Annotated in this window: 14 protein-coding genes; 3 read left to right on the top strand and 11 right to left on the bottom strand. The window is 57.8% G+C overall.

What is annotated here, in order from left to right:
• Nucleotides 1-11: 11 nt before the first annotated feature.
• A complete protein-coding gene (locus tag MWU64_RS05205) occupies nucleotides 12-2,516 on the bottom strand; it encodes an acyl-CoA dehydrogenase (protein WP_247062118.1) in 2,505 nt (834 codons plus the stop codon).
• 79 nt (nucleotides 2,517-2,595) lie between these two features.
• Nucleotides 2,596-3,483, bottom strand: a complete 888-nt coding sequence (locus MWU64_RS05210; RefSeq protein WP_247062119.1) for an AEC family transporter — start codon at nucleotides 3,481-3,483, stop codon at nucleotides 2,596-2,598.
• 101 nt (nucleotides 3,484-3,584) lie between these two features.
• Between MWU64_RS05210 and MWU64_RS05215 the strand changes: the two genes are divergently transcribed.
• Nucleotides 3,585-4,760: a pyridoxal phosphate-dependent aminotransferase gene (locus MWU64_RS05215; protein ID WP_247062120.1), complete on the top strand. Its 1,176-nt coding sequence runs from the start codon at nucleotides 3,585-3,587 to the stop codon at nucleotides 4,758-4,760.
• 6 nt (nucleotides 4,761-4,766) lie between these two features.
• Here MWU64_RS05215 and MWU64_RS05220 read toward each other — a convergent pair whose 3' ends face one another.
• Nucleotides 4,767-5,696, bottom strand: coding sequence for a DMT family transporter (locus MWU64_RS05220; protein WP_247062121.1), 930 nt, complete (start codon nucleotides 5,694-5,696; stop codon nucleotides 4,767-4,769).
• A 41-nt stretch (nucleotides 5,697-5,737) separates the two neighbouring features.
• The gene (locus MWU64_RS05225) at nucleotides 5,738-7,159 is read right to left on the bottom strand and encodes a succinylglutamate desuccinylase/aspartoacylase family protein (RefSeq protein WP_247062122.1); all 1,422 of its coding nucleotides are present in this window, start codon (nucleotides 7,157-7,159) and stop codon (nucleotides 5,738-5,740) included.
• Between the two features lie 183 nt (nucleotides 7,160-7,342).
• Here MWU64_RS05225 and MWU64_RS05230 point away from each other — a divergent pair, with 183 nt between their 5' ends.
• Nucleotides 7,343-7,501: a YqaE/Pmp3 family membrane protein gene (locus tag MWU64_RS05230; RefSeq protein WP_004581060.1), complete on the top strand. Its 159-nt coding sequence runs from the start codon at nucleotides 7,343-7,345 to the stop codon at nucleotides 7,499-7,501.
• An 8-nt stretch (nucleotides 7,502-7,509) separates the two neighbouring features.
• On the opposite strand, the gene MWU64_RS05235 is transcribed toward MWU64_RS05230, so the two are convergent.
• Nucleotides 7,510-9,150 (bottom strand): MBL fold metallo-hydrolase, encoded by a 1,641-nt coding sequence (locus MWU64_RS05235; protein ID WP_247062124.1) that lies wholly within the window; start codon nucleotides 9,148-9,150, stop codon nucleotides 7,510-7,512.
• A gap of 283 nt (nucleotides 9,151-9,433) precedes the next feature.
• Here MWU64_RS05235 and MWU64_RS05240 point away from each other — a divergent pair, with 283 nt between their 5' ends.
• Nucleotides 9,434-9,859, top strand: coding sequence for a thioesterase family protein (locus tag MWU64_RS05240; RefSeq protein WP_247062126.1), 426 nt, complete (start codon nucleotides 9,434-9,436; stop codon nucleotides 9,857-9,859).
• A 72-nt stretch (nucleotides 9,860-9,931) separates the two neighbouring features.
• On the opposite strand, the gene MWU64_RS05245 is transcribed toward MWU64_RS05240, so the two are convergent.
• The 6 genes from MWU64_RS05245 to MWU64_RS05270 all read right to left on the bottom strand — a co-directional run bounded on the left by MWU64_RS05245 (nucleotide 9,932) and on the right by MWU64_RS05270 (nucleotide 16,333).
• Complete coding sequence (locus tag MWU64_RS05245; protein WP_133007034.1) at nucleotides 9,932-10,123, bottom strand: CsbD family protein; 192 nt, start codon at nucleotides 10,121-10,123, stop codon at nucleotides 9,932-9,934.
• 302 nt (nucleotides 10,124-10,425) lie between these two features.
• Nucleotides 10,426-11,757 (bottom strand): MATE family efflux transporter, encoded by a 1,332-nt coding sequence (locus tag MWU64_RS05250; protein WP_247062128.1) that lies wholly within the window; start codon nucleotides 11,755-11,757, stop codon nucleotides 10,426-10,428.
• 274 nt (nucleotides 11,758-12,031) lie between these two features.
• A complete protein-coding gene (gene tpx / locus MWU64_RS05255; protein ID WP_247062130.1) occupies nucleotides 12,032-12,532 on the bottom strand; it encodes a thiol peroxidase in 501 nt (166 codons plus the stop codon).
• Between the two features lie 320 nt (nucleotides 12,533-12,852).
• The gene (locus tag MWU64_RS05260; RefSeq protein ID WP_247062131.1) at nucleotides 12,853-14,070 is read right to left on the bottom strand and encodes a Bcr/CflA family multidrug efflux MFS transporter; all 1,218 of its coding nucleotides are present in this window, start codon (nucleotides 14,068-14,070) and stop codon (nucleotides 12,853-12,855) included.
• Between the two features lie 131 nt (nucleotides 14,071-14,201).
• Nucleotides 14,202-15,113, bottom strand: a complete 912-nt coding sequence (locus tag MWU64_RS05265) for a LysR family transcriptional regulator (RefSeq protein ID WP_247062133.1) — start codon at nucleotides 15,111-15,113, stop codon at nucleotides 14,202-14,204.
• A gap of 68 nt (nucleotides 15,114-15,181) precedes the next feature.
• A complete protein-coding gene (locus tag MWU64_RS05270) occupies nucleotides 15,182-16,333 on the bottom strand; it encodes an alpha/beta fold hydrolase (RefSeq protein WP_247062135.1) in 1,152 nt (383 codons plus the stop codon).
• Between the last annotated feature and the right edge of the window lie 153 nt (nucleotides 16,334-16,486).

Consider the following 16,486-nt stretch of genomic DNA (forward strand, 5'->3'; position numbering starts at 1 on the left):
TCACTCAAGGGTTAGTGTTTTTTCTTGGGCCGCTCGACCACTTTGCGTTTACCTTTGGCGGTCTTGGCCAGAGACTTCAGGCCGTCAGGCTCAAACGCATCAACGCGTATCACGTCGTACAGCGCAGTCAGCGCCTCCTCCAGTTTCGGGCACTCGTCGGCCGTTACTATGCCCTGAGCACAGGCCCAGTCCACCAGCTCTTTGCGTTGGTGGCCCATCAACAGAGCAATACCATCCAACTCATCTTCATTACGGTTGCGGATGGCTTCGTGCAGGCGCTGGCGCATGTCGTGGGTTTCGTTGGCCAGCCGGTAAGCGTTCAGCACACGCCCTAACGGGTCGTTCGGGTCCTGAGTGGTGAAGGTACCTCTGCTCACCCGCTGGCGCACAGGCGTGTCGTCCACGATGGTGGCGGCCACTTTTGCGCCGAGTTTGTCATCCGGGCCGTTCAGACCGGTCGCACCAAGCGGGAAGACCAAGATCCGCAGCGGCCAGCGCAGCGCGGGAACCGGGAAGTTGATGATGGCTTCGCGCATGGAGTTCTGCAGATCGTGCAGGCAGGTTTGCAGGCTCCATTCCACCAGATCGCGCTGATCTTCCGGGTAGCCTTCTTCGTGCCATTGCTTGATCACGGCGGTGGCGTAATACAATTGCACCAGACAGTCGGCCATGCGACCAGACAGCCGTTGCCGGGCTTTCAGGCCACCGCCTACTGTCAGCAGTGTTACGTCGGTCATCATGGCGAAGGCGGCCGAGAACCGGCCAAGCTGGCGGTAATAACCTTGGATATCGCCCTGTCTGGGTGCGGCTTCCAGCAAGCCTTTTGTTAAGCCCAGCACGAAGGCCCGCAACGAGTTACGGGTGGTGTGCGCCAGATGGCTGTAGAAAATATCGTCAAACTTCTTGGTGGCCGCTTCTTGATCGTCCATACCGGCGGCTTCGATTTCGTCCACGATGAACGGATGGCAGCGAATAGAGCCCTGGCCGAAGATCATCAGACTGCGGGTCAGAATGTTCGCACCCTCTACCGTGATGCCGATCGGCACCGCTTGATAGGCGCGAGCCAGGAAGTTACGGGGGCCGGTGATCACACCTCGGCCTGCCACAATGTCCATGGCGTGGTTAATGACTTCGCGCATCAGGTCGGTGTTGCGGTATTTCAAGACCGCCGAAGGCACCGCTGGGCGCACGCCGCGGTCAAGCATACCCGCGGTGAGCAGGCGCGCGGCATCCATCATGTAGGTGTAGCCAGCGATGGGCTCCAGCGCTTCCTGAACGCCCTCAAACTGGCTGATGGTGCGGCCAAATTGTTCCCGGGTCAGGGCGTAAGAACCGGTGGCCAGGCTGGCCAGTTTTCCGGCACCGGTGCCCAGGGCCGGAAGTGAGATCGAGCGGCCGATGGACAGGCATTCCAGCAACATGGTCCAGCCTTTGCCGAGCATGTCCTGGCCGCCAATGACCTGTTCCATCGGAATGAACACTTCGGTGCCCCAGGTAGGCCCGTTCATAAACACGGTGTTCATGGGCAAGTGACGTGTACCGGCATTCACGCCCTCGGTATCCCGGGGCACCAGCACACAGGTCACGCCGATTTCGTCTTGTTCGCCGAGCAGGTTTTCCGGGTCATAAACCTTGATGGCAAGGCCTATCAGGGTGGCAACCGGGGCCAGCGTGATGTAGCGCTTGTTCCAGGTGACCTTCAGGCCCAGCACTTCTTCGCCGTTCCACTGCCCTTTGCAGACGATGCCTTTATCCGGGATGGCTCCGGCATCAGAACCCGCAATGGGCGAGGTCAGGGCAAAGCAGGGAATCTCATCGCCGCCGGCGAGGCGGGGCAGGTAATGTTGTTTCTGGTCTTCGGTGCCGTAGTGCATCAGCAACTCGCCCGGGCCCAGAGAGTTAGGCACCATCACGGTTACCGCGGCCGAGACACTGCGGGTGGAAATTTTCATGACGATTTCGGAATGGGCGGTGTTAGAGAAGCCCTTGCCGCCGTCTTCCTTGGGAATCACCAGGCCAAAAAAGCCGTTTTTGCGAATAAACGACCAGACCTCTTCCGGAAGATCGTAGTTTTCATGGGTGATCTGCCAGTCATCCAGCATCTTGCAGAGTTCTTCCACCGGGCCGTCGAGGAAGGCTTGTTCTTCACTGGAAAGACGCGCCGGGGCCGCATCCAGCAGCTTGTTCCATTCCGGTTTGCCGGAAAACAGTTCGCCATCCCAGTCTACCGAGCCGGATTTCAGGGCTTCTTCTTCAGTGGAGGAAAGCTTGGGCAAACGGCCCCGTACCCAACCGAGTAAAGGGCGGCTGAGTTTTTCACGGCGCAACTCGCTGGGCAGAACCACCAACAAAGCGAGCGCCAGTAACATACCACCGATTAAAAAGCTAAGAATATGCCAGTCGTCTTGCGCCACGCCAACCAAGGTGGCTGCCGACATAACAATCGCCGCGGTTTTCCCGCCTATGCTGAAGTAAATCAGCACCAAAGCACTGAGAACAAGAAGCAGAACGCTCAAGAGAAGACCTCCGTATCGGTTTTGAAATCAGCACGCTTAACTCTAACCATCGGCCATAAAACAGGTTGTTGCAAGTTGCCTAGAGGTAACCTGCCGCAAACACCAGACCCAGTACGATCGGCATCACCACCAGGCTGCCCAGATTGCTGATCAGCACCAGCGAGGCGACTTTGTGGGGTTCCTGGCGATACTGTTCTGCCACCATGTAGTTCAGCACCGCCGGAGGCAGGGCGGCAAATACCCAGAGCGCGGCTACCTGCAAGCCCGGAAGATCGAGCATTGCAATGAGTGGCCACGCCAGCACAAGCCCGCTGAGTGGGCAGGCGATGGCACCAATGATACCCAGCTTCCAGTCGCTGAAATCTACGTCCAGCATGCGCACACCCAGAGCGAACAGCATCAGCGGAATGCACACGCCGCCGAGCATGTTCAGGGCCTCCAGCAGCCAGCTGGGCAATGCCATTCCGCTGAAATTCACCGCAAGGCCGGCGATGCTGGCAAAGACAATGGGCTGGCGCAGGCGTTTCAGCACGGAGGTGTGCGGGTCCAGCATGTACAGGCCAACGGAGAAATGTAGCAGCATTTCCACAATGAACAACACGATGGCTGCCGGCAGCGCCGCTTCACCAAAGGCCAGCACCAGCAGCGGAATGCCCATGTTGCCGGAGTTGTTGAACATCATTGGCGGCAGGAAGGTTTTCAGGTTCAGATCCAGCACCCGGGCTAAGGGGTACAGGATAATGCCCGAGCCCAGCACCACTACGGTCGCGGCCAGCGCCAGCCAGCCGTAATCCTGCAGCGGCGCTTGCTGGTCGGCCAGTACGGCAAACACCAACATGGGCACAAACAGTTCCATGTTGAGCACATTTAGGCCCTGAATATCCGGCGTGCGGTAACGTCCGTACAAAGCTCCGCAGCCTGCAATCAGGAATACGGGTAGCATAGTGGCCAGTATTTGCGCGATCATAAATTTTCCGGTGCGGGCTGCGTTAAAACTCAGCAGGTTCGCAATTCTCAACGGTTTCGACAAGTAGCGGTTAGTAACGCTGACGGGGAATGACAGTAGCTATGGATTTTGACCAGCCGATACAACGAGAAAACACCGCCTCGGTGAAATTTGATGTGCGTAAGGCGGTGTTCGGCCGTGACGATGTGATTCCGGTGTGGGTTGCGGATATGGATTTTGCCGCGCCCGAGGCGGTAACTGCAGCCTTGAAAGCCCGGGCGGAGCATCCGGTGTACGGTTATACGATTTTTCCGGACAGCCTTTACCAATCCATCATTGATTGGTTTGCCGAACGCCACAACTGGCAGATCGAGAAAGAATGGATTCTGATGGCGCCGGGTGTGGTGCCATCGCTGCACGCTGCCTGCATGGCTTATGCCGCACCCGGTGAAGGCGTCATCATTCAGCCGCCTGTGTACCCACCGTTCTTCAGTTCCGTGCAGCAGACTGGTCGGGTGGTGATCGAAAACCCCTTGGTGCAACACGCGGAAACCGGCCAATACCGCATGGATCTGGAGCACCTTGAGCAATGCGCCGCCCGGCCGGATGCCCGCATTCTGATGTTTTGCTCGCCTCACAATCCGGTTGGCCGGGTGTGGAGTGAAGACGAATTAAAAGCGGTGCTTGAGATCGCACGCCGGCATCAACTGACGGTGCTGACCGACGAGATCCATTGCGATTTGGTGTACCCGGACAAACCCGCTCATACCATGCTGGCCCGGCTAGCGGGGGAGCAGGATGCTTTGGTAACGGCCATAGCCCCGAGTAAAAGTTTTAACATGCCCGGGCTGGGGTTGTCCGCGCTGGTGATTCCAGACGCTGAACGCAGGCGCGCTATCAGAACGGTGTTTGATTCTCTGCATTTGCCCCAGTGTAATCCGTTCAGCGTCGCGGGCTTTGAAGCCGGTTACCGCCACGGTGGCGAATGGCTGGATCAACTGATGGGGTATCTGCAGGGCAATCGGGACTTTGTGCTGGAACAGGTTGCCAAGCGGTGGCCCGGAATTCGGGTGTCAGCGCCGGAAGGCACCTACCTGGTGTGGCTGGATTGCCGGGACCTGGGGCTGGACGATGCCGGTCTGAAACGCTTTTTTGTGCAGCAAGCGGGCGTGGGCATGAACCCGGGTATCACCTTTGGTGACCCAGGCAGCGGTTTTATGAGACTGAATATTGGTTGCCCGCGAGCCGTGTTAGAGCAGGTGCTGGCCCGCGTGGAGTCGGCCTTGGCGCAGCGTTAAGGCCGACTAAACCGGCGTGCGCCGGCCTACCCGCGTGGCCAGCAGCAGCCCGGACAGAATCAAGGCGCCGCCGATCAGATGCGCTGCGCCCAGCGCTTCATCCAGAAACACACTGGCCAGAACCGAGGCAAACACCGGCACCAGATACATGAAAATGGCTGCTTTGGCGGGGCCGATCTGCTGCACGCCGTAGTTCCAGAAACCGTAGGCCAGAATGCCGGGGAAGATGGCGAAGTACAGCAGGGGCAGCGCGGTGTCGCCCGACCAGCTGAAACCGCCGGAAAAGAACAAGACATCGGCGAGGTAGAACGGGAACAACACAAGGCTGCCCAACAGAATCTGGGCGGTGAGAAACGTCAGAGGTGGCAATGGCACGGCCTGGCGCCGCAGCAGTACCGAAAACAGCCCCCAGCTGGCCACCGCCGCCACCATAATCAAATCACCGGGTTGCGCCTGCAGATTCAGCAGAACCGACAAGTCGCCCTGCGCCACCACTGTGACAATACCCAGAATGGCCAAACCAATGCCCAGCGCCTGTAGCGGACGGGTTTTGTCGCCCAGCAGGACCCAGGCCAGCAGGGCCACGAAAATGGGAATGGTGGAATTGATCAGAGCAATATTAGTGGCGGTGGTGGTCAGTGCCGCGTAGTACAGCAGCGAATTGAACGCGGCCACGCTGAAGGTGGCCAACGCCAGCATGGAGCCAAGGTGTTGGCGAATCACCTGCCGGTGGCGCCAGACGCCGGGCAGGCCGAAAGGCAGCAGAATGCACAGGGCGATCACCCAGCGCCAGAACGACATGGACAGCGGCGGAATGCTGTCTACCGTTCCGCGCGCGATGACCGCATTTCCGGCCCAGAACAGGGGCGTCAGTACTAAACCGATATAGGCCAGCCCCGGTGTGCGGGGCACGATGCCGGCGTTTTCCGCAGCCACGTAGTCATCCTTCAGGCGTTGTGCATTAAACGCCTAGCATACTACTCTCCCGGAACTTCTGCCTCCGTACCAATGTGGTAGGCCGCAAAGCCGGCCATCACCACTTGATCCACCGCCATTCCGATCACGCGGCCATTGGCATTCGAGCGAATCGGGTATTGCTCGTTGGTAATAGGATCGGATACGTAACCAAGGATTTCCCCTTCAGACACGCGATCCCCCAAGGCGACTTCGCTGAACAGAATGCCGCCGTGCTGGGCACGGATCCACAACGAATCGTAGTACACCGGCTGTGGGTCACCCCAGACAAACATGCGGGAGATCATGCCGTGCTTTTCCATCAGGCTGTTGAGGCTGTTTACGCCTGCTTTGATCTGGTGTTCCTGAATGCGCAGCGACTCGCCGGCTTCCAGTGTGACTGCGCGGATGCCCGCGTTGACCGCGGCTGTTCGCAGCATGCCTTCCGAGCCTGAGCTGTGGACAACCGCCATGCGGTCAAAGCCCTTGGTGAACTCGGCAACCTCCGGGTCATTCATATCGGCGCGCAGCTGCGGCAGGTTGGTCCGTTTGAGTGATCCGGTGTGGATGTCCACCAACATGTCGCAATGGCGGATGACACTGTTGAACAGTGAGTGCGCGATGCGATCGGCCAGAGTACCGTCGGGTCGGCCCGGGAAGTAACGGTTCAGGTCACGACGGTCGGGCAGGTAGCGGGTGCCTTGCTGGAAACCGGTCAGGTTGACGATGGGAACACCGACTACCTGTCCGCTCAGTTTGGCGGGGTCCAGGTCGTACATGGCGCGCCGTACAATTTCGATGCCGTTCAGTTCATCGCCGTGAATCGCGCCGGTCAGGCACAGGGTGGGGCCTGCGTGGGCACCGTTCACCACCAGAACCGGTGTAATCTGGGACAGCCCGGCAATTTGAATGTTGGGTGACCAGGCCAGACGGGTCGAGGTGCCGGGCAGCACTTCCTTACCCAGTATGGAGAAAGTTTCCGAAGGAATGGGCTCGGCTTCAGGCACCCCGGGCTCGCTTTCTTCGGGGGCCATGGGCTCTTCGGATGTCGCCGTGTCGGTTGGGGCGGCATCAGTCGGCGCAGTTTCCGGAGTGGGTTCCGGCTCGGGCATGGGCGCCACTTCTTTCAGATCCACATTGGGCGCAATCTTTCGCGGCTGCTTGGGGTTGGGTGCAGCAGGTTCCGCTTCAGCGCTCTTTGCTGTTTCTGGTGTTGCGGGTTTTTTGGCCTTTGACGATGCGTTTTTGGTGTCATGCCGGGGCTCGGATTGAACCACGTCTTCAACACTTTCATCTTCCGCTAACTGAGCGACCAGAGGAACCGGCGGTTCGGAATCCGCCTCTGAGTTTTGGTTATCGGCCACGGCACCCGCAGATGTCATGGACAGAACCAAACAGGCGAACCATGTGGGGGTGGTGCGGTTGAGATGACGTTGAAACAGCATAAATCCTCGAGTACTTTGATCAAACGGCCCTAGGATAGGGCTCGCAGCGAGTAATGAATACGGCTGTGAAGAAGCTGTAATGCCACTTTCATGATTCCGGGCCGAATTCACACGGCTGATTGTGTATAACTGAACTATCTTGCAATGATAAGACTGTTATACCGAGACGAAGGAGTGAACTGTATGGACCTTTTGCGTATTTTGATTGCGATTCTGTTACCGCCACTGGGTGTGTTTTTACAGGTGGGTATCGGAAAGCACTTCTGGATCAACATCCTGCTGACCATTCTCGGCTACATTCCGGGCATTGTTCATGCGGTGTGGGTGATCGCGAAAAAGTAGCCCAGCGGTTACGCCGGGCTAACGGTGTGCCAAAGATCCTCTTTTTGGTAGGCCCGGTGCTCGGCTTCCAGTTTCAGAAGATGTGCCAGCGCAGAGCGGGCCGCCAGCCCGTGGATGGCCGTCGGCACATCGTCGTAGGCCTTCGCCGTCAGATCTTTCAGCGAAACCGGAGCCAGCGCTTCCAGCGCGCGGAACACCTTATGCTCACGGGATAGGCGGTGAGTAATCAGATAATCCACTACGGCTTCCGGCTGGCCCATCAGAAACCCGTGTGCCGGGGCAATAAACTGAATCTTCTCTTCCAACAGTTCGTACAGCGATTCCACATAGGCCTTCATGTCACCGTCCGGCGGATTAATGACCACGGTCGAGCCTTGCATGATGTGGTCACCGGAAAACAGCAGGTCCTGGTCTGTTAGCAGGTAACACAAGTGGTTCGAGGCATGGCCGGGGGTGTGCAAAACTTTCAGCACACCGGCTTCTGTGGCAATCAATTCCCCGTGTTCCGGGATGTCGTCCGGGGTGAATGCGGTGTCCTGCCCGGCACCTTCCGGCGCTGGCCAGCCGAACACCCGGCAGTTGGTACGCTCTTTCAACAATCGGGTGCCGGGTGAGTGGTCGTGGTGAGTGTGTGTGACCACCACCTGATCCACCGCACCGCCGGTTATTTCCAGAATCCGTTCGATATGACCTTCATGGGCTGGGCCCGGGTCAAGCACGGTAAAGCGGTCAAAGCCCAAAATGTAGGTGTTGGTGCCGGGCCCGGTCATCATCCCCGGGTTCGGCGCGGTCAAGCGCACCACTCCGGCGGCCACTTCAACCGGTTCGCCCGCTGTAATCTGTGCCTGTACCGCACCGGCTGCTTCCGGGTCCAGTTTTACGGCTTCGTCGTAAGCCGGGGCGTTCGGCTCAAGAAAGACCGGTTTGCCTTTGCGAATGGCTGGCCATGGGTCAGTCGGGAAGGGTTCTGGCGGATTAGCATGGGCGTATCGCATCAATTCTGCCGTGGTGTCGAAGTCGCACAGCACCCGCAGCGTGCGGATGGTGGGCAGCCCCAGCAGGCGTTGCCCGGCTTTGTGTTCCGCCAATGCCTGCGCCGGTGAGATCCAGACGTGATCAATGGTTTCCGAGCCATCGTGGCTGGCGACCTGCCCTTCGGGGGCGGCGGCTACAAAGAAGCGGGTATCAAACCGGCGTGGCGGTCCCGGCGGTGTCACCCAGTGGCTCAGGTAGGCCAAATGGTCCAGGGGCAAGGTTAGCTCGTACTTTTCGCAAAGCTCTGCCAGGCATACGGTTTCCTGAAACAGTGCATCGCGTTCGGCATGCACGGGGTGGTCTGGCCCGATCTGTTTTCCGGTTTTGTCCTGCGCCAGAAGAATGCCGGATTCTTCAAAGCACTCTCGAACAGCGGCCAGCAGGTAATCCACCCCGCCGCCTTCGACCAAGCTCATGGTCTGGCTAATAGCGGAGTCGTCTACGCCGATGGCATGTTCCCGGCATTCGGGTTCTTCGACATTCACAGCGCCGCCGGGGAAGACGAAATAACCGGGCAGAAAGATCGCCTCCCAGGTGCGTTGCAGCAGGAGGACTTCAATACCGTACTCGCTATCACGAGTCAGAGCCAAAGTGGCCGCAGGACGAATGCTCATAGATCACTCTTGTTTTGTTATTCCAGATGCGCCTCGAATAGTCGAGCGATGATTGGGGTGGGCTTTCCAAAAATGTGCGCAGCCATGGATGGCGAAGCAGAAGCGTCACATGGACGTGCCGAAGGAGCGGTTTTTGGAAAGCCCACCCCAATCATTGCCCGCTCCCAAGTCAAAAGCGCAAGGGCAAGACCCAAGATACCCGATACCGACGTAAGATGAGAAGTCACAAGCGCAAGGGTATGATGCGTCCACGTCAAAAACGATCGTTAAACAGGACATCACCGTGGCAAGAATTAAACTGGAATTCCCGGACGACGCCTTCAGCTTCGAAACTCTGCTGCCCGTTAGAATCAGCGATATTAACGGTGCTAACCATTTGGGCAACGATGCACTCATTTCCATGCTGTCAGAAGCTCGAGCGCAGTTCCTCGTGGCAAATGGCATCAAAGAAGCCGACCCGAGCGGTAATGGCATTATTGTTACCGACCTCGCCACCATGTATCAGGGCGAATCGTTCTATCCGGACATGCTGCGGTTTGAAGTGGGGCTGATGGATTTCAATAAATACGGTGGCGACTTCGTGTTCCGGGTGACCAAAGCCGACAGCGGTCAGCCGGTTGCACTGGCGAAGTACGGTTTCGTGTTTTTCAATTACAACACCCGTGAAGTAACGCCGGTGCCGGAAAGTTTTCGTGCGAGGTTTGCGTAGAAAGCGAAGACAAAAAACAACCGATGGCGCGGACGCGCCATCGGTATTGGGGTCAGCCGTGTGAACAAATAATTAGCTGGAGAGTTTGTTCCACTCTTCTTCGGCCTCTTCTTTCTTCAGGCCATATTTTTCCTGAAGTTTGCCGATAAAGTTGTCTTTTTTGCCGCCGATTTCATCAACATCGTCATCGGTCAGCTTACCCCATTGTTCGCGCACTTTACCTTTCAGCTGCTTCCAGTTGCCTTCCAGAATGTCGTTATTCATAACCTTATCCTCATCTTGAAAATAATTGCATGAATTCAGAGCTAAAGGGGTAGGTGTTCCATCAACCTTTACCTCGAGGTAAAACGTTATTGCTTAACTACTGAGCCATATAGCTCAATATTTAGGCTGGCACAGGCGCATTTATTTGACAACCGGTGAACGGGATGTTGCCCGGAGTCGACGAGCGTTGGTCATTCTAAGTTATTGAAAATAAATAGATATTTTTCTATTACGACTTTATGAGCTACCGGTAATCTGGCGGTCTCAGGTTTACACGGCTGCCGCTAACAACTCTCGGGAGTTCAGTCGCGAGCGCGTTGTTGGTCCAGGGTTTTCTGGCCCTGGCGGTACAGGCTGTATGCCATGATTCCGGCGAGCAGGTTGCCGATCAGTGCGCCGGTCATCAGGCCGGTCAGCCCGCCCAATTGGGAGCCGATCCAGAGCATGGGCAGGTAGCACCCAAATAGACGGAGCACCGAGATCACAAGCGCTCGCATGGACATGCCGAGTGCGTTGTTGATGGATACCATCAAAATGCACACGCCCAGACCGCTGTAGCTCAGGGGAACGCGCAGCAGATAGTTAACCAGTACGTCTTGTACGTTGGTGTCGGAGCTGAACAGGTTGGACACCACCCCCGAGGCCCCAAGCCAGACCAGCCCGATGAACAGTTGCCAGCCGATGATAAAGCGCACGGCAATGCGCACCAGTTTGCGGATCTGGACGATCTCTCCTGCCCCAAGCAAGCGCCCGACCATGGGTGGCATGGACATGGTGAGTGCCAGTACGACGACGATGGAGAAAAACTCCAGCCGGGTGCCCAGGCCCCAGGCAGCGACCGCAGCGGAGCCGAATCCGGCCACCAGTGCAGTTGCCAATATGGCGGCCAGTGGTGGCATGAGTTGGCTGACCATGGCAGGGGCCATGATGCTGCCCAGTTGTTTCGCCGCTTTGAGTAATTGCAGTTGGAGCAGGTCGAACCGCAGCCATTGACGTTTCAGTAGCATCGGGTACATAACGAGGCCGCCGATGCTGAAGGCGGTGATGGTAGCCCAGGCGGCTCCGGGCAGGCCCCAGCCGAAGACGAAGATGTAGAGGGCGTCCAGTGCGATGTTGAGCAAGCTGGTGGCAATCATCATGTAGCCGGGCAATCGGGTGTCGCCGTTGGCTCGGCTGATGGAGTAGCTGAAGTAGACCATGGCGCCAACCCAGGCGGAGGTGAGCCAGGGTGCCCAGTATTCGCGGATGACGGGGCGCAGTGTGTGTTCGGCGCCGAGTAAGTCGAGTATGACGTTTTGCAGCAACCATACGGAGATGCATAGGGTCAGTGCGAGGCCGGCGCCAATAGCGATGACGAGGCCGCCGAGGCGTTGTGCCCGTTGGTCGTTACCTTGGCCGAGGGTGCGGGAGATTATGGCGGTGGTGGCGATGCCGAGGCCGACGTACATGCCGCTGACGAGTTGTTGCATGGGGACGGTGAAGCCCAGTGCCGCGAGTGGGTCGCGGCCGAGTTGGCCGACGAAGGCGCTGTCGGTAAGTTGGAAGGTCATCAGTGAGAGGACGCCGAACAGCATGGGCCAGGTCATGTGATAGAGCTGGCGGCCTAGGGAGGCGTTTTGCAGGGCTTGTTGCACGTTGGGTTTGGGGCCTTCGGTTGGGTGTTTGGCGCAGATTCTAACAGGTCATGGGGTTGGTGCATGCCATTGGATTAAGCCTGTTTGGCTAATGGTGTATGCATCCGTGCGGGGAGGGCCTTCCAAAAACCGCTCCTTCGGCACGTCCTTGTGACGCTTCTGCTTCGCCATCCATGGCTACGCACATTTTTGGAAGGCCCTCCCCGCACGGATGCCTCGGCACCGGAGTCTGATTCCCCGATGCGCGAGCTAGGGTGCAGGTGTTCTCAATCGATTAGAGAACTTTCAGCGCTGCTTCGTAATCTGGCTCGTTTTTGATTTCACTCACCAGTTCGCTGTGGATAACTTTGTCGTTTTCGTCCAGTACCACCACTGCACGGGCACACAGGCCAGCCAGCGGGCCATTTTGGATGGCTACGCCGTAGTCTTGCTGGAAGCTGTAGTTACGGAATGTTGAGAGGGTTTCAACGTTGTTTAGGCCCTCTGCGCCGCAGAAGCGGGACGCTGCGAAGGGCAGGTCGGCGGAGACGACCAGGACGACGGTGTTGTCCAGGTTGCCGGCTTTTTCGTTGAATTTACGGGTACTGGCGGCGCAGACGCCGGTGTCGATGCTGGGAATGATGTTCAGGATTTTGCGTTTGCCAGCCCAGTTGTCGAGTTTTACTTCTTCCAGACCGCTGCTGGTCAGGGTGAAGGGGGCGGCGTTGTCGCCGGCGCTTGGGAAGGTGCCGCTGAGTTCGATCGGGTTTCCGTCAAGAGTTACGTTGGTTGGCATGTGTTGCTCCCTTTTTGGTTTTGAGTTCGTGTACTTACCCTGTTTAGCTTAAATCGGATGAGTTTTCATCTTTGTTATTCATTGGAGGGGATATCAATAGTCTGAGGGGCTTGGTCAGGGTAGGCCTTCCAAAAATGTGCGCAGCCATGGATGGCGGAGCAGAAGCGTCACATGGGTTCAGCCGAGCGCATATGAAGCAAAGCTTCATGCGAAAGCTGAACGACCGCAATCTGTGATTGCGGGCCGGACCCCGGAGGGGGGCCGAAGGAGCGGTTTTTGGAAGGCCTACCCTGACCGAGCACCATGCACGGAGTTAGACATTACGAATTCGCACTCTGCGCTTCAAAGTCTTGCGCCGGGTACCGCTGTACAAGAAACAGGTAGGCGAACAGGGCCAGTGCCGCGCAGGCGGTGATGATGGTGGCCATGACTAAGGGCGTGCCATTGTGGAGGTGGCCGACCAGGGCCCCAGCGGCTGCGGCTGCGGCCATTTGGGTGAAGCCGAGTAAGGCTGAGGCGGAGCCGGCCATTTTCGGGAAATTGGCCAGCGCTCCAGCCATGCTCTGGGGCAGGATCATGCCCAGTGAGGCCATAACAGCGGCTTGCGGCAGTACCACGGCCCATGGGCTATAGAACTGGCTATAGGCCAGTGTTGTCATGATGGCTCCGGAGGTAAGGCCGCCCAATAAGCCATAGCGCAGTATTTGATCGGGTGTGTATCGGCTCGCTAAGCGGATAGAAGCGATGTTGCCGACCAAGTAGCCAGCGGCGGTTACGGCGTTGTACAGGCCGAAGTGTTCGGGGGATACGCCAAGCACTTCGATCAGCACGAAGGCTGAGCCCGACAGGTAAGCGAACAGGCCGCCGTAGACGGCTGCGCTGGTGAGTGCGTAGCCGATGAAAGTGGGGTCGGTGCTGACCAACCGGTAGTTGCGCAATAGGCTGCACAGGCGGAACGGCTGGCGGTTTTCTGGTCGCAGCGGTTCGGGGATGCCGAAGGCGATGACGGCAGCCATGATCAGGGCGTAGGCGGCCATGACGATGAAGATCCAGTGCCAATCGAAGATGGCAACAATGAAACCACCCAATGTGGGCGCTATGGCGGGTGCCAGGGCCATCATGCCGGCCAGCATGGCGAGGATTTTGGCGGCGTCTCGGGGGGTGTATACGTCTCTGACAATGGCACGGGCAAGTACCGGCCCCGCGGAGCCGCCCAAGGCTTGCAGAAAGCGGGATAGCTGCAACGTTTCGATGTTTGTGGCCAGCGCACAGCCGATACTCGCCAGAGCGAACAAAAGCATGCCGCCAATCATGATGGGTTTGCGCCCGAAGCGGTCCGCCAATGGCCCGCAGATCAACTGAGCCAAGGCAAAGCCGCCGATGTAAATGCTCAGTGTTAACTGAACTTGCGCGGTGTTCGCACCAAAGTCGCTGCCGATTTGCGGAAATGCAGGCAAATACATGTCGATTGCCATTGGCGCGAGGGCAACGGCTGCGGCCAATAAAATAGTTGTCCAGATACTTGTCAGTGCGAGCATTCTTGCTTCCGGCTTTGGTGTTTGGCGTTATTGGGGGAGTGCCAGCGAACGTATGGAGCGGAAGTCTAGGGGGATAAACGCGAAAAAATAACGCTCTGATTTTAATTTAATATATGAATGGAATTGATTGATTAGTCGTTCAAACCATTCATGGTGGCCGCGACCGAGTTTACCTGGTTGCGAAGCCAGCGGTGAGCGGGGTCCGTCTGGTGTCGGCGGTGCCAGAGCATCAGCAGGGTGAAGGGGTTGTATTCGAACGGCAGCGGCACGTAGGCGAAGTCTCGCATCAGCTGGCTGCTCATGCGTTCGGGGGCCGAGGCCAGCATGGTGGTGCCTCGCAATAGCTCGGGCAGGCCCGAGAAGTTAGAGACCGTCACCATGCTTCTGCGCTGAACGCCACGGGTATCCAGCGTACTGTCTAAACCTGGTTTTTCGCCGGTGGAGAACAACACCGTGATGTGGTCAGCCTTCATGTAATCGTTCATGCCCACCGGTGCTTCTCGCATGTCCGGGTCGTAGAACACCACAATGCGATCGGCCATCAAACCCCGTTGCATGATGTCAGTGGCCTCCGGCGCGTGGGGGCTGATCACCAGATCGCAGGCTTCTTTTCTGAGCATGTCGGGGTTGGGAATGCCCGAGGGGATCACCTGCAAATGAATGCCCGGTGCCTGTTCGCGCAGGATCTTCACCAAGCCCGGTAACAGCAGGTCCCGCTGGTAGTCGTTGGCGGCAATGGTGAAGGTGAACTCGGCGGTGGCCGGGTCAAACGGTGGGCCCGAGGGCAGGGTGCGAAGGTCGTCCAGCAGGTGGCGGATATGGGGACCGGTACGCAGCGCGTATTCGGTGGGGACAATGCCTCGCCCGGATTTCACGAACAGCGGGTCGCCGAACGCCAGGCGCAGGCGGTCCAGGGTGTGGCTGACGGCAGATTGGCTGACGCCTAAGCGAACGGCTGCTTTCGAGACGCTGCTTTCGTCCAGCACGGCAATGAAAGTGGCCAGGGATCGAAGATCGAGATTTAATATATCAACGGATTTCATCGATTGGAGTTTAGGGCAGGGTGCCCGGATTGTCACGGTGCACCCTTATGCCAGACTCCGCCAACAGTTCAGTCCGAGCGTGCGGCCAGCCAGTCGGCCAATTCAAGCCAGCTGGCTTTCGGCGCTTTGCTGCCAGCCAGAATGCCCATGTGTCCGCCGGGCGTGACCTTGAAGGTTTTATCCACAGAACTGACGTGGTCCATGATGCGTTTGGCGGCCTCAGGTGTTGCCAGGGTGTCGCTTTCGCCGGCGATGGCCAGCAGGTTGGCGTTGACGTTTTCCAGGCGCGCAAAATCATCGCCAATCTGGATTTGCCCTTTTGCCAGCTGGTTATCAATCCAGACCCGAACCAGAGTGTCCTGAATAACACCGCCCGGGTAGGCCACCATCTTGTCCAGAAACGCCGAGGTGGTGGCGTGGTTGGTGACGAATTCGCGGTCGCCCAAGCGCACTAATAATTCCCAATAACCCATGGCGCTGCCGATCGGGTTCGAGAGTTTGAAACCAATGGTGTTGGCCCAACCGGGGGTATGGAACCAGTGCGGTTTTACTTTATGGATGTGGAAACCAGTGCGCCGGTATACCGCCCCGGAAATATCCGCCAGCCGCTGGTACATCAAGCCGAGAACGCCGGAGGCGTGGCTGTCGATGGGTAGGCCAACCACGATGGCGTTGCGAATGTGCTGGTCTTGGCTGAGCGCCGAATAAAACATGGTGAACATACCGCCCATGCTCCAGCCGTGCAGCGACAATTCTTGTTCGCCACTGTGTTCGCGTACGCGGTTCAGGTATTCGGGCAGCAGTTCTGCAACGTAGGTGTGCAGGTTGTAGTGGGTGTGCTCCCGTTGCGGGATACCCCAGTCGATTAAATACACCTCAAAGCCTTTGGCACGAAGGAAGCGCACGAGGCTGCGGGCCGGGAGCAGGTCGTAGATCAGCATGTTCACCGCCAAGGGTGGAATGATCACGATCGGGGTTTTGTGGGTTGAGGGTTCGACCGGGACCGTCATGCCGTCAATTTCAATGGCATCCTCTTCCAGCGGTGGGTAGTAACGTAGGCTGACGAGCCCATTGGTATGCAGGGTTTCGAACGGCGTTTGCCCAGCCTGTACCAAACTGGTGGCCTTAAAAATGCGATCGAAGGCGTTGCTGGCGTAGTGCCTGCTTTTTTGCGACAGGTTGGATGCCGTGTTGACGACAAGCTTCAGTGGCTTAAGCATAGGGGGTTCCGTGGAGCTCTAGAGTCAGAATGCGTTTAGCGTAAGGCTGAATTACTATTCAGTCCATGGCGATCTTGTCATTTCGTGCCGGCGAACGGGTCACGTCTGGCCACTGCCCAAGGCCGCCGCGGATTGCTATGATGGCGCATCTTT

The organism is Marinobacter sp. S0848L, assembly GCF_023016065.1.
GTDB lineage: Bacteria > Pseudomonadota > Gammaproteobacteria > Pseudomonadales > Oleiphilaceae > Marinobacter.